This is a genomic window from uncultured Slackia sp., from assembly GCF_944321625.1.
GTDB lineage: Bacteria > Actinomycetota > Coriobacteriia > Coriobacteriales > Eggerthellaceae > Slackia.
In genome coordinates this window covers 1-14,727 of record NZ_CALUMA010000085.1, presented here as the reverse complement: position 1 = coordinate 14,727, position 14,727 = coordinate 1, and the positions used below count along the sequence as shown (strand labels likewise).

Genomic DNA, 14,727 nt, shown 5'->3' with positions numbered 1-14,727 from the left:
CATGGCAGATACCCGTAGTTTTCTCTTTGAAATCGGCACCGAGGAAATGCCTGCGGCGCCTCTTATGAATGCTGTCAAACAGCTCCCCAAGCTTATGTGCGCCGGTCTTGATGCGGTCGGCCTTGCGCACGGCGATGTGCGCGTCGTCTCGACGCCGCGCCGCCTTGCCATGCTTTCGACGGTGGCCACCCAGACTGATGCGGTGCACGACGTGAAGCGCGGCCCGGCCGCGAACATCGCGTTCGACGCCGACGGCAACCCCACCAAGGCGGCCGAGGGCTTCGCCCGCAAATGCGGCATTGCTGCGACCGAGCTCGTGAGGCGTGAGGACACCGACGGCCGCGAGTACGTGTTCGCCGAGAAAGACATCCCGGCGGCTCCCGCCGTGCCGCTGCTTTCCGCCATCTGCCACGATGTGATCGCCAAGCTTGAGTGGCCCAACTACCGCAGCCAGCGCTGGGGCTCGTCCCATGACACGTTCGTGCGTCCCGTCAGGTGGATTTGCGCGCTCCTGGGCGAGGAAGTGATTCCCGTCCAGTATGCCGACGTCACGTCTGGCAACACCACGCGCGGTCATCGCGTGCTGGGCGCCGGCGAGCACGTTGTCGCTAACCCCGATGTCTATGAGCAGGTGCTTGAAGGGGCGGGCGTGCTTGCCGAGGAACGTCGCCGCGAGGTGATCGCCGAAGGCATCAAGCGCATTGAGGAGGAGCGCGGCGGCGCCCACGTGGACACGCCTAAGAAGGTGCTCGACGAGGTTGTCAACCTCTGCGAGTGGCCTACGGTTCTGGTGGGCACGTTCGACGAGGTGTTCCTGGGCGTTCCGCATGAAATCATCTGCGAGTCCATGCTGTCCAATCAGCGCTATTTCCCCATCTACGACAAGGACGGCAGCCTGACCCGCGAGTTCGTCGTGGTGGGCAACGGCAAGCCCGAGTGCGCCGACACCATCATCGACGGCAACGAGCGTGTGGTGCGCGCCCGTCTCTACGACGCAAAGTTCTTCTACGACGAGGACCTGAAGGTTCCCATGGAGGAGTTCCGCGCCCGCCTTGCGAGCGTCGCCTTCCAGGAGAAGCTGGGTAGCGTACTGCAGAAGTCCGAGCGCATCGAGGCTATCGCCGCTGCGCTCGCCGCAGAAGCAGGCGTCGATGGGGAAGCGGCGACTGCTGCCTGCCGCGCTGCGCACCTCTGCAAGGCCGACCTGGTGTCCTCTGCCGTTATCGAGTTCACCAGCCAGCAGGGCGTCATGGGCGGCTATTACGCGAAGGCTGCCGGCGAGTCGGATGCCGTCGCATCCGCGATTCGCGACCATTATCGCCCTCGCTTCGCGGGCGATGAGCTTCCCGAGGGAATCGAGGGCTGTATCGTGGCCGTCGCGGACAAGCTGGATACCATCGCCGGCATGTTCGCCATCGACGAGCCTCCTACGGGCTCCAAGGACCCCTTCGCGTTGCGCCGTAGCGCCATCGGCGTGCTCAACATCCTTCGTACGCGTCTGAAGTGCGGGTACGACAAGATCGTCGACGTTGCGCTCGATGCGTACTCCAGCCAGGGTCTTTCCTTCGAGCACGATGAGGTCGCCGATAACGTGCGCGCGTTCATCCACGGCCGTATGGAGCAGATGGCGCGCGACGAAGGCCTCTCCGCCGATACGGTTGCAGCCGTTTCCGCCGGCTCCGTGACGGTACCCGCCGACTTCTTTGTGCTTGCTCACGCGCTCGAGGACGCCCGCAGCAACGACGCCGAGACGTTCGAGAACCTTGCTACGGCATACGCGCGCGCCAACAACCTGCGCGATGCTTCGCTTGGCGCCGATGTTGACGAGTCGCTCATCAACGAGGTCGAGCATGCGCTGTTCTGCGCCGTGGTTCAGGCCGAGGGCCGCGTCGCCCGCGCCATGGACGCGCACGACTTCTCCGCTGCGATTGCCGAGCTGGCCTCGCTTCGTAAGCCTGTCGACCTGTTCTTCGACCGCGTGAAGGTCATGGACGACGATCAGAAACTGCGTGAGAACCGTTTGAGCCTGCTCAACCGCTTCGTCGGCGTGTTCGCGAACGTCGCGGATTTCGGACAGCTTTCGAAGTAGGTCATTTCGCCGCTCTCCAACGTGTGCGGCATGCTCCTACTCCATGTACAATACGGTTGAACCGTGAAGGCTCGCTTTCCGGCGGGCCTTTTTCTATAAGGAGGAGGATGCATGTCAGCAGCAGATCTAAGGGGCTTCGCTCATGTGACCAACGATTCGCCCCTGCCCACCATCCATATCATCAGCGACTCGTTGGGCGCCACTGCAACGGCCGTCGCCCGCGCCGCGGCAGGGCAGTTCGGCGTAGTGGAGCCGTATATTGAGGTGTTTCCCAAGGCGCGCGATTTCGAAGAGATCGCGGCATATCTGACGAAGCATCAGCAGGAGCACATCGATTCCGGGCTGTCCGGCGATCTGCTCGTGTTCTTCACGCTGGTCGATTCCGCATTGCGCGCACGCGTGCGCGACTTCTGTTACGAGCGCGGGATGCACCCCGTGGATATCATGAGCTCGCCCATTCACGCCATCCAGTCGACCACCGGACTGCGCCCCCTTAACGACCCGGGCCTGCTTCGAACCACCGACGAGCATTATTTCAAGCGCATCGCCGCGATGGAGTTCACGGTCGAGCACGACGACGGGCGCAACCCCCAGGACCTTCCTGAGGCCGATATCGTATTGCTCGGCGTTTCCCGTTCTTCGAAGACTCCTATCTCCATCTACATGGGCATGGAAGGTTATAAGGTGGCCAACGTGCCGCTGGCGTTGGGCACCGAGCCTCCGCGCGAGATCTTCGACTGCGACCCGACGCGCGTGTTCGGACTTATGACATCGCCGGATGTCCTCGTGGGCATCCGCCAGCGTCGTCTCGGCGGCTCCGGCAGGCAGGCGGTGGCGGTTGCGTCGAGCTACGCCGACCCCGAAATGGTGTACCGGGACCTCGAAGAGGCCCGCGCGCTCATGCGTAAAATTGGCTGTATCGTCATAAACACTTCAAACAAAGCCGTGGAAGAAACCGCTCAGGAGATTTTGCGGTACTATGAGCTTGCTCATCCGGTACAGAAATCGGCAATTGAGGGATAATTCCCGTTTGGATTGAAAAATCTGACTGTGCAGTATGTTGGAACTAGCGTGTAAGGAGAAGACAGTGGCTGCAGACGTCAAGCGTGTCTATGCATTCGGTAAGGATGCAGAAGGCAACAACGTTACCGAGGGCAACAAGGATATGAAGTATATCCTGGGCGGCAAGGGCGCAAACCTTGCCGAGATGGCCGTTATCGGCCTGCCTGTGCCTCCGGGATTCACCATCAGCTGCCAAACCTGCATGGAGTACGCCAATGCGGACAACACCTGGCCCGAGGGCGCCCTGGACACCATCCAGGAGTACCGTCTGGACCTCGAGCGCCGCATCGGCAAGAAGATCGGCGATGCCGAAGACCCCTTGCTCGTGTCCGTTCGTTCTGGCGCCCCCATGTCCATGCCTGGCATGATGGACACCGTTTTGAACCTTGGCCTCAATGACCAGTCCATCAACGGCCTGATCAAGCATACTGAAAACCCGCGTTTCTCGTGGGACAGCTATCGCCGCTTCATCCAGATGTTCTCCAACGTGGTTATGGGCCTGGACGGCGACCTGTTCGAGAACGCCATCACCGCCAAGAAGCTCTCTCGCGGCGTGAAGAGCGACACCGAGCTCACCGCCGAAGACCTGCAGGAGCTCGTGGCCGAATTCAAGCAGATCTTCTCCGAGAACGTTTCTGCCGAGGAGTACCCGAATCTGGTCGTGGACGGCACGGTTCAGTTCCCCCAGGATCCCGATGTGCAGCTGAAACTCGCCATCGAGGCCGTGTTCGGCAGCTGGAACAATCCGCGCGCCACGCTCTATCGCAAGCAGAACAAGATCGACGACGACCTGGGCACCGCCGTCAATGTGCAGGCCATGGTCTTCGGCAATAAGGGCGAGACCTCTGCTACCGGCGTTGCCTTCACGCGCAACCCCGCTAACGGCGAGAAGGAATTCTACGGCGACTACCTGGTGAACGCCCAGGGCGAAGACGTCGTTGCCGGCATCCGCAACACCAGCCCCATCGCCGAGCTCAAGCATGTGGACGGCCTGCAGGAGGCCGGTCGTGAGCTCGAGGGCGTGTTCACCATCCTGGAGAACCACTACCGCGACATGTGCGACATCGAGTTCACCATCGAGCAGGGCAAGCTGTGGATGCTTCAGACCCGCGTAGGCAAGCGCACCGCTGCCGCCGCTCTGCACATCGCCATCTCCATGGTGGAGGAGGGCCTCATCACCAAGGAAGAGGCCGTCATGCGCGTCGACCCCGAGCAGCTTGACCAGCTGCTGCATCCGCAGTTCGACAAAGACGCCGAGTACGACGTTCTGGCCAAGGGCCTCAATGCGAGCCCCGGCGCCGCAGTGGGTGAGGCCGTGTTCTCCGCCGTCGATGCGGTGAAGGCCGCCGAAGAGGGCCGCAAGTGCGTGCTCGTGTGCTGGGAGACCACTCCCGATGACCTGGCCGGCATGATCGCCGCCGAGGGCATTCTAACTTCCCATGGCGGCAAGACCAGCCATGCTGCCGTTATCGCTCGCGGCATGGGCGCTCCCTGCGTCTGCGGCGTTGAGGCGCTCAAGATCGACGCCGAGAAGAAGGAAGCCGCCGTCACCGGCACCGACATCGTGATTCATGAGGGCGACATGATCTCTCTCGACGGTACCACCGGTATTGTGGTGTTGGGCGCTGTCGACTTGGTCATGCCCGAGCTTTCCGGCGACCTCGATACCATTCTCGAGTGGGCCGACGAGTTCCGCACGCTGGGCGTGCGCGCCAACGCCGACAACCCCGAGGACGCTCAGCTGTCCCGTGACTTCGGCGCGCAGGGCATCGGCCTTGACCGTACCGAGCACATGTTCCTGGGCGAGCGCAAGCAGATCATCCAGACCTTCATCCTCAACGAGGACGAGGCTATTCGCGAGAAGGCCGTCAACGACCTCTTCGAGGCTCAGACCGGCGACTTCTACGGCATGTTCAAGGCTATGGACGGCCTGCCGGTTATCGTGCGTCTGCTCGATCCGCCGCTGCATGAGTTCCTGGAGAGCCCCCGTGCCCTCGACGTTGAGATCGCCAAGATGGAAGCCGCTGGCGCCGACGACGCCGAGATCGCTGCCAAGCGCAAGCTCATGGAGCAGATCGACGCGATGAGCGAAGCCAACCCGATGCTGGGCCTTCGCGGCTGCCGTCTGGGTATCGTGTATCCCATCCTGCCGCAGATGCAGGTGCGCGCCATCGCCACCGCTATGGCCAAGCTCAAGAAAGAGGGCCTCGATCCCAAGCCCGAGATCATGATTCCTCTGGTTTCCACGGTGAAGGAGCTCGAGGTCATGCGCGGCTATGCCGAGAAGGCCATCGCCGAGGTAGCCGAGGAACAGGGCGTCGAGTTGGAGATTCCCATCGGCACCATGATCGAGCTGCCGCGTGCGGCCGTCACCGCCGATGAAATCGCCACCAAGGCCGACTTCTTCAGCTTCGGCACCAACGACCTCACCCAGACCACGTTCGGCTTCAGCCGCGACGACGTTGAGGCCGAGTTCATCCCGCAGTACCTGTCGCAGAAGATTCTGCCCTACAACCCGTTCGCCACGGTTGACCCCGGCGTTGCCAAGCTGGTCAAGATGGGCGTCGAGCTGGGTCACGAGGGCAATCCGAACATCGTGTGCGGCGTGTGCGGCGAGCACGGCGGCGATCCCGACTCCGTGAAGACGTTCCATAAGATCGGCCTGGACTACGTGTCCTGCAGCCCCTATCGCGTGCCCCTGGCGCGTCTGGCTGCGGCGCAGGCGGCGCTTGCCGACAAGCAGTAACGCGCTCTTGCGCAAAACGCGTACCAAGGCGAATCGCGCGACGTAACGTGATATTCTTGAAAGGCGATCTGAAAAGGTCGCCTTTCTTGGTGTATGCGCAGGGTGGAGGAGGTTTCGATGGCGTCGCATAACGAAGCTTCTGATGAGATTATGCAGCGCGCCAAGGAGGAGGCCGAGAGGATTATCCGCGAGGGCAACGGTTCGCCTGAAGCGGATATCCGTGCGCGAGAAGTGCTTCGTGCGGCGTTGGGACGGCGGAATGCTCGGTTGGGATCGCACGATGAGGGATTCCGTTCTGACAATGCGCCATCTCGTTCCGAGGAACCGAGGCACTCTACTGATGGGTCATTCGCGGGCGCTGCAATCGAAGGCGACGAGGCTTCCATGAATATGCAGGGGGCTGCTGATTCGGAGCACTCTTATTCGCAGGAGAGAACCACGTTCGAAGACTTCATGCTATTCGTTGGCGACTGTATCAGAGATGCCGCGACTACCATCTGGCCCTGTTCGTTCTCAAGTATCGCCGTGGTGCTCATCGTGGCGACGTTCCTCCTGGAGAAATACTTAGAGGGAGGCGGCTCCTTCCCTGAAACCAATATGCTTGGCAGCGTTCCGTCGGATGTGCTCTACGTCATGGGAGGATTCGATCCGGCGTTGTTCGCGCTCCCTGGCGAATGGCCGCGCATCTTCCTTCCGTCGCTTTTGCATGCGGACGGGGCGCATATCGCGAACAACCTCATCTGCCTTATCCCGGCGCTTATGGCCGTTGAGATGGCGTACGGCAAAATCGGATTTCTTCTCGTGGCGTTTGTCTCCATGGTCACGTCCACCGCAGTCTCGCTCGGTGTGGCGAACGCTACCGGCAACGTGAACATTATCTCTGTCGGTGCATCCGACCTCGCGTTTGGCATGATTGCGGCCGGTTTGGTGGCGATCGCCATCCATCCTAAGAAAACGCAGTCGCTGGGCTATGTGCCTGAAGCGTTCTACCTTGCGGCGTTCTGGACGGCGATGAACTTCCTATTTGTGGGCGACGGCTCCATTTTGAGCTGGATTGCGGGCGTCGAAAGCAACGTGTCTATTGCCGCACACGTTGGCGGTGCGCTGGGAGGTGCAATTGCGGCGCTCATGGTTCCCAAGCGCGATTTGAAGACGCCCATTTGGTTGCGCATCGCAGCGGCCGTCGCGTGGATGGCGGCAATCGGCGCGTTCTTCGCATGGTATATGGGTGTTCAACCGATACGTGACGATATGCATCCGCCCGTTATCACGCTATTTGATTTACTTGAAAGCCCCGATGTTTTCGCGGATATATGATGGAGCGTAAGCGAGCGGAGGGCATATGCATCGGCATATTCGTGCCGATGCGGCTTCCGCGTTCAACGTCGCCGCTTTTCAGCGTTGTCGAAAGAGGACCTGTCGATGAATTACGATATTTTGTTGGACTACAAATCATCGGAATCATTCTTCGAGCTTGCGCTTCAAGCCGCTGATTCAACCATGCGTAAAGGCCGTGGTGCGCAGTGGGCATATGAAGAATCGCGTCTTATGCTGTTCTACACGATTGATCTCATGGACAGAGCGGCCCAATCGTTTCAGGATTATGTAGATACGATTCCCGAATCGGAAAAGGTCATTCCTGGGACGAAGAGTCCGTCGAATCTCGGTCTTGACCTCATGGATAAAAGCATCAAGCTGAACCACCGCCCCGTGCGTGCTGCGGAGAAGGCCGAAGCATGGCTTCAAAAGAATAAGCCTAAGCCGTCGTTCCGGACGGTTTTCGATGCAGTCGGCGGTGTCTTGAAGGGATTCTTCAAGGCTCTTAGGGATTTCGCGTGTAAACCGTTGGGGCCGAAACATGAACCAGAGCTTACTAGCTTGCTCAAGTTTTTATGGCGCTTTTCGTTCTCAATCGCTACAGTCGTCATTCTTATCGGCATGTTCGCGCTCGAGGTGCATCTTGGCGGAGGTGCAGGCGCATCCGACCCCCGTTCTATTACCGTTATGTACGAAATGGGCGCGTTTGCTCCGTTCTCCTTTTTGCTTCCTGAAGAATGGCCCCGGATGTTTTTATCATCGCTTCTGCATGCCGACATTGAGCATCTTGCGGTCAACCTGTTGCTGCTCTTCCCGACTTGCTGCTTCGTGGAATATGCGTACGGCAAGGTGGGATTCGTCTTAACGACGGCGGTTTCCATCGTGACGTCTACCGTCGTTCAGCTTCTTGGGGTTATTATCACAAACGATTTCAGCTTTGCCAGCGGCGGCGCTTCGGATTTGGCGTTTGGCATGGCCGGTGCGGCGTTGCTAATCGGAGTGGTTAACCCGCGCGCTCTTTCGAATACAGATGCTGAAGCCCTCTATGGCTTTCTTTGCGGCTATGCCTTCTTGGCTTTCCTTCTCGGCATCGGTGGGCCAATTGCCGTTTACTTCTTATTCGGTGAAAGCACAAATATTGGCATTCCGTCGCATGCAGGAGGATTGATCGGCGGTGTGCTAGCAGCGCTCATGATGCCTAATTTGAAGCTAGAGGAGCGTATTAAACAAGGATTCACCATTCCCGTTGCGGTTCGCGTGGTTGTTGCAGCACTGTGGCTTGTGGCCATGGCTGTAGTTTTCGCATATTGGATTGAATTCGTTCAGCCCATCATCGTTGCCGACTTGGCGCAGAATCCGTTAGGGGTAACAAGCTGGTGGCTCACCTGAGGGGCAACGGTATCATGACGTATTCCATGCGGCAATACGTGTGCATCCACGCATAATGATGCACGAATGCGCAATCGACGCCTTGCTCTCTCTACGAGGATTTGCGTTTATGCAATCACGCCTGTGGTAAGCAGGATAACCACGGCGGCTACTACACCTATCACGATGGTGATGGCGTTTGCGAAGCCCGCAAGTCCTGCATCGCCGCCAAGCCAGAGCGTGAACGTGGTGGAGATGGCCGTGGCAGGCGCCCAGAGCATGATGGACACCACGGCCTTCGTGGTGGCGTCGAACGGCAGGAAAGCCCAGACCAATGCCGTGAGTATGGCGCTGAACACCACGCGGAGGGCGATATCCTGCGCCACAAGTTTCAGCTTCTGCGAATCCACCCTCAGGCTGAGCATGAGACCCAGCATGAGCATGGCGAGGCATGCGTTGGCGCCTGCAATGGGCTCGGTGAAGGTCACGATGGGCTCGGGGATGCGGATTCCTGCTATGGCCAACACCAACAGCACCACATAGCAGTCGAAGGCCGCGGAGCCGAACAGACGCTTGGCGAGGAACTTGACGGGATGCTCGACGGGCTTCTCCGAGGCGATGAGGCCCGTCACGGCGTACGAGCCGCCCGTGCCCACGACGGAATTTCCTGCGTCAAACAGGCAGGCAGTCACGGCCATGGGAGCCGGGAATACGGTCTGGATGAACGGCAGTGCGAAGCACCCGATATTGAACGAATTGCCGCCCATCATTAAGAACACGCGTTCCTCGCGCGGCCTCTTAAGCGTGATGAGCGTGGTCACGAGATAGGGAACGGCCGCACAGGCGAACCCGATGGGCACCAAGATAAGAAGAGACGTATCGAACTCAGCAGCGCCGAATGCATGGATGACCGCACAGGGCAGCGTGAAGTTGAATACGATGGTCGAAACCGTCACACCGGGACGACTTCCCAGCTTTCCGCTTCGTCCTGCGATATATCCGACAACGATGGTGACGACGAACGCCGCCACTTTGATAAGCGCGTCTTCCATGATTCCTTCCGCCACTGTCATAGGTTTGTACGCAAGCCGCCCTGGAGAGCAGCCCGCCCATCTTCCTCCAATTGCGCACTGTTTGAAAGAATCTTGGCGAATCGAACACAAAACGACATAAGCGTGATGCGAACCAGGGACGGGCACCACGCGCCGATTCGTCCTTAAGCCATCGCTATTCGAGCACCGTGGCGTCTTCACGCTTGATGAGCGGGTCGGCCAGGTCTGCCTTGCCCATAAGCCAGATGCGGTCGCCCGCAGAGATGCGCATGTTATGCTGCGGCCTCAGCTTGAGCAGCCAGTTATGGCGCAGCGCCACCACAAGGCTGCCGTAGCGTTCCTTAAGCTGCGATGCGGCGATGGTCGTTCCGGCAAGGGGCGAAGACGCGTCGACATCGATCGCGAAGCACGTCGCGTCGGGGATGGCGGGCCTGCCGCTCAGGTATTCGTCGAGCGAAATGCTGCATGCCTGTTCCTCGTCCAGCACGCCGTCGGCCACGAGGCTTTGCAAATAGGCATCCGCCTCGTCTTCGGTTCCCAGGAACGTCAGCACGTCGCCCTCTTGGATGCAAAGCGGGTCCGACGGGTCAATGATGCGTTGCGCGAGCTCGGACTTGGTCAATCTGGCGAGAGTGGCGCATTCGATACGGCGGTCGCCGCGCTGGATTGCTATCAGGTCCAGGCCGTACGCGAGCCCATACATGAAGTCGGCGGACTGCTCGCCCTGCGGCTGCTGCTTTGCGGCCGGGGCATTGGCAAGGCTTTTCAGGGGCGACAGGCCCAAGGGCGGAATGGCCTCGCGGTGCTGGAGCATGCGGGTGGTTTCTACCTCCACCACATACAGATTGCGCTTGACCCAGGCTTCGCGCTCTTCGTCGCTTAACGCATCGCGCCTTTCCGCGATGATGCTCTCATTGAGATTGCCGATAAAACTCGTCTCAAGTCTGATGAACAGGGAATGGATGCGCTTAGATACCGCCATCGCGCCAGTCACGATGAGGGCGATCAGATAGGGGATAGGCGATTGTCCGACGCCGGAGGCATTCACGATGAAAAAGACCATCCCGACGCAGATAACGGCTCCAATGATGGTAAGCAGGGTGAGGGGTATATGGTTCCTTTTATCCTTCATCCATAGCACGTTGAACTCGGTGGTGCGGTCGGCGTGAAACACATTGGACATGAACAGGCCGGTGATGACCACGCAGGTCACCATGACGGTCCAGCTGAGCGCTTCGTTGGGAATGGCGGTGGCAAGAAGCGGCTCGATGATTTTTTTCAGCACCTCGACCGACGCGGTGGCCGAGAGCACCACAAGCACTACCTTCAGCGTCCAGCGTTTCGCGTGGTTGGCCCACAGGTTCGATGCTCCTTCGGTGCTGTCGGTTTCATCCTTGGCGGAATCGATACGTTCGAGGATGCGGCCTGGAAGAACTTTGGCGAGGGCGCGATAAAGCCTGTCGGAATTCTTCACATATACGGGCGTCGTGAGCGTGGTGATGACGGAGACGGCCACGATAATGGGGTAGAGGAAATCGCCCGTGACGCCGAGCGATGCGCCGAGGGCGGCGATGATGAACGAGAACTCGCCAATCTGCGAGAGGCTCATGCCACATTTGACGGATGTTTTCAGCGATTGTCCCGATAGCATGGCACCCAAGAACGTGAATACTGGCTTGCCGAGCAACGTGACCAAGGTGATGGCAATGATGGCGGGAGCGTTCTGGACGACGGCATCCGGTGAAAGCAACATGCCTACTGAGACGAAGAACACGGCTCCGAACAGGTCTTTCACCGATTTGAACAGGCTTTCGATGCGATGGACCTGTGCGGTTCCTGCAAGGATGGATCCCGCGAGGAAGGCGCCGAGCGCCGAGGAAAAACCGATGGCGTTCGCAAGCGCCACCATGCACAGGCACAGCGCGAGCGAGGCCACCAGCAGGATTTCGTCGGATACGATATGGACGACGCGCGAAATCAGCGAGGGCACGAAGATGACGCTTAAGGCGAACCAGGCGACCAGGTAGAGAGCCATCTGCCCCAGCTCAACCACCACGGCTCCGCTGTCGAGGCTGGCGCTCACTGCCATCGTGGACAGAACGACCATCATAAAGATGCCCATGATGTCTTCCACGACGAGCGACCCGAATACGAGTTCGGTGAACTTCTTGCCTTTAAGGCCCAGGTCGTCGAACGCTTTGATGATGATGGTGGTAGACGAGATGGCCAGCATGCCGCCCAGGAAGAGGCTGGAGAAGAACGACCACCCGAGCGCCGTTCCGCACAGCATGCCGGCGGCAATCATGAGCGCCATTTCGGTCACGGCGGTGATGACAGCCGACCTGCCCACGTTGAGCAGTCGCACGATGCTGAACTCGAGTCCGAGGCCGAACATCAGAAAGATGACGCCGATTTCAGACCAGGTCGAAATTCCCTCGGAATCTCCTACGTTGGGGAACCAGTCCACAGCGGGGCCGATTAGGAAGCCGGCCACCACGTAGCCTAAAACGAGCGGCTGCTTGAGCTTGCGGCAGATGATGGTGGCCGCCGCGGCCACGGTAAGGATCAGCGCGAGGTCGGTGATGAGCAGGGGGATATGATGCATAGGCGGGTCTCCTCGTCTTGCATGCGAACATAAATGAGACGTTATTGGTCGGATTTACCTCGATTGTAACAGGCGTGATAGGCATGGCGTGTGGGCGTCACGCAAGAGCGTTCATTCAACGCAATTCATACGTTCATGCTTAGATATGCAAGCAATATCGAGGATTGATAGAAAAGGCGACATTGCGCGTGCGGCTCAAAAGTCGCTAAGCGCTTTGTCGATTGAAAGGTTGTTTTGTGTCCGAGAATAAATCGAAGCACGCTGAGTTTCGTCATGGCATCGCTGCGTTCGGGCTGCTCGCGGCAGCGATGTTCGTATGCGTAGTCGTGCTAGGTACCGAGCCTCAGATGCCCATGGTCATCGGATGCGTTGCAGCAGGACGGGTCTCGGCGTCGACATGACCGAAGAGGGGTCTCTTTGCTTCGGAAGAAAGCTTGGCTGGGTGCGTTCGGATGCCGTATAATACCGCGCGCTATGCTTTCAACCGATAACGAACATATCTAACAGTCTGACACCTCTTGCGAACCCGATTCGCAGAGCGCGGGGGGCACTCCAACGATTCGCGATTCGCTTACCGCGGCGTTTCCTATCATGGCGGGCTACGTCGTGCTGGGCCTGCCGTGCGGCATCCTGTGCGCCGCCGCGGGCATGGACTGGTGGATGACCGCCGTCATGAGTATCCTGTTCTACTCCGGCGCAGGTCAATACATGATCCCCAACATGTATCTCGCAGGCAACCCGCTGTCGGCTATCATCCTCAGCGTCACGCTGGTGAACACGCGGCAGATGCTCTACGGCGCGTCGCTTTCGCAGTTTTGCGGCAACGTGTCCAAGCGCCTTTCCTTCATCTTCGGGGCTACCGTCACCGACGAAAGCTTCGGCGTGAACCTCGCACGCTTCATCAACGGAGGATGGACCGTGCGCGCGGCGCTCTTCGTGAACCTGTTCTCACAGAGTGCATGGATTCTGTCCAATATTGCCGGCGCCCTCATCGGCGCTGCCGTCTCGCTTCCTACGGCGCTTGCTTCGTTCGCCATGACGTCGCTGTTCATCTGCCTTCTGTGCATGCAAAAGGTGTCCAAAGCCAACGCAGTCGCCGTTGTCGGCGCTATTCTGGGCGTCATCCTCTGCAAATGCGTGGGCCTTTCTGGGCCCGCGATCCTTATTGGAGCTTTGGTGGGTGTAGGCTGCGCACTGCTGTTCAGCCTCAAGACGGGCGGATCCGACGATTCCGCCATCAAGGTGGGTGATTAGCGTGTCCGTCAACGATTTCTTCATCGTGTTCGTCGCCGTCGCAATCACCATGCTGGCATGCCGCGTGCTTCCCGTCTTCCTTCTGAAGGGCAGGCAGCTGCCTGAGACCGTCGTACGTGCCCTGAACTTCATTCCGCCTGCGGCCTTTGCGGCGCTCGTAGCGAACGACCTGTTTGATCCCGCCAAGGTGACGAGCGGCGATGTATGGAGCTGGCTTGCGCCTCTGATTGCTGCCGCATTCGTTGTTATCGTCGGTGCGAAGACGAAGTCCATGGCGTGGTGCATCGTCGTTGGCGTCGGGTCGTTGGCCGTGCTTACTTACGGCCCCGTGCTGCTGTAGGGCGCGTACGTCCATCGCTCTGTTCCCCAGGTCCATGACGTGCAGCGTTTGCACGATGTATGTCATCCTGGTGTAATCTCCAGCCCTATGACGCCGCGTAATTGTATATATTTCCATTTTGAAAACTATTTGTGGTCAATTATGAACAGAATATTAATTTCACGCTTGTATTCATGCACTTGGCCTTATAATCCACCAAGTGCAAAAAACGGGTTGTTTGTACATTCCTCGACATTATCCAGCAGTCGATGAATCTACGTGTCACCGCTCATGCGCGTCTTGAGACGTGTGCGTAAGCGTGCGCAAGTGGGAATTCGGCGAATGCGGGGTAGCGTGGAATGCCTTTAATCCGGTACCGAGAGACCGAAAAGGAGACAAGCGCATGAGCACATCCAGCAACGGCACGCTGTGCCGGGTCGCGTCGCACGCGCGTCCGAACTCATTAGCACAAGAACTGATAGCCGCCACGAGCAAAAAGGCTCGGAGTGCGGCTATTTTAATGCTCGCAGACGGGACCGTGTTCTACGGTCGCGCCTGCGGAGCAAGCGGAGAGGTAACGGGGGAGGTGTGCTTCAATACCTCGCTCGAAGGTTACTTCGAGGTCATCACCGACCCTTCGTATGCCGGCCAGATCGTCACCATGACGTATCCGCAGATCGGCAACTACGGCATCAACACGGGCGATACGCAGATGGCGCCGCAGTTCCCGCAGGAATATTGCGGCAACGCTAGCCCCGCGCTGCGCGGCCTCATCGTGCACGAGATGTGCGAGACGCCTTCCAACTGGCGCTCCGAGATGTCGCTTCCCGAATACCTCGAAGAGCGCAACGTCGTGGCTATCGAGGGCATCGACACCCGCGCGCTGGTGCGTCATCTGCGCGACAACGGCTCCCA

At 59.2% G+C, this 14,727-nt stretch carries 10 protein-coding genes; 8 read left to right on the top strand and 2 right to left on the bottom strand.

What is annotated here, in order from left to right; genetic code table 11:
- Position 1: 1 nt before the first annotated feature.
- From glyS to Q0J60_RS07295, 5 genes are all read left to right on the top strand, one after another.
- Entirely contained in the window at positions 2-2,089 is a 2,088-nt protein-coding gene (gene glyS, locus Q0J60_RS07315) for a glycine--tRNA ligase subunit beta (RefSeq protein ID WP_294440080.1), read from the top strand.
- A 111-nt stretch (positions 2,090-2,200) separates the two neighbouring features.
- Positions 2,201-3,112: a pyruvate, water dikinase regulatory protein gene (locus tag Q0J60_RS07310; protein ID WP_294440077.1), complete on the top strand. Its 912-nt coding sequence runs from the start codon at positions 2,201-2,203 to the stop codon at positions 3,110-3,112.
- 64 nt (positions 3,113-3,176) lie between these two features.
- On the top strand, positions 3,177-5,897 hold the full coding sequence (ppdK, locus tag Q0J60_RS07305; RefSeq protein ID WP_294440075.1) for a pyruvate, phosphate dikinase: 2,721 nt from the start codon (positions 3,177-3,179) through the stop codon (positions 5,895-5,897).
- 117 nt (positions 5,898-6,014) lie between these two features.
- Positions 6,015-7,214, top strand: a complete 1,200-nt coding sequence (locus Q0J60_RS07300; protein ID WP_294440073.1) for a rhomboid family intramembrane serine protease — start codon at positions 6,015-6,017, stop codon at positions 7,212-7,214.
- Positions 7,215-7,319: 105 nt separating this feature from the next.
- Entirely contained in the window at positions 7,320-8,603 is a 1,284-nt protein-coding gene (locus Q0J60_RS07295; protein ID WP_294440070.1) for a rhomboid family intramembrane serine protease, read from the top strand.
- Positions 8,604-8,710: 107 nt separating this feature from the next.
- Here Q0J60_RS07295 and Q0J60_RS07290 read toward each other — a convergent pair whose 3' ends face one another.
- Complete coding sequence (locus Q0J60_RS07290) at positions 8,711-9,655, bottom strand: AEC family transporter (RefSeq protein WP_294440068.1); 945 nt, start codon at positions 9,653-9,655, stop codon at positions 8,711-8,713.
- A 154-nt stretch (positions 9,656-9,809) separates the two neighbouring features.
- Positions 9,810-12,239 (bottom strand): cation:proton antiporter, encoded by a 2,430-nt coding sequence (locus Q0J60_RS07285; protein WP_294440065.1) that lies wholly within the window; start codon positions 12,237-12,239, stop codon positions 9,810-9,812.
- Positions 12,240-12,830: 591 nt separating this feature from the next.
- Here Q0J60_RS07285 and Q0J60_RS07280 point away from each other — a divergent pair.
- The 3 genes from Q0J60_RS07280 to Q0J60_RS07270 form a co-directional block, all read left to right on the top strand.
- Positions 12,831-13,493: an AzlC family ABC transporter permease gene (locus Q0J60_RS07280; RefSeq protein WP_294440063.1), complete on the top strand. Its 663-nt coding sequence runs from the start codon at positions 12,831-12,833 to the stop codon at positions 13,491-13,493.
- 1 nt (position 13,494) lies between these two features.
- A complete protein-coding gene (locus Q0J60_RS07275) occupies positions 13,495-13,833 on the top strand; it encodes an AzlD domain-containing protein (RefSeq protein WP_294440180.1) in 339 nt (112 codons plus the stop codon).
- A gap of 499 nt (positions 13,834-14,332) precedes the next feature.
- On the top strand, positions 14,333-14,727 hold a 395-nt coding region (locus Q0J60_RS07270; RefSeq protein WP_294440060.1), incomplete at its 3' end, for a carbamoyl-phosphate synthase domain-containing protein.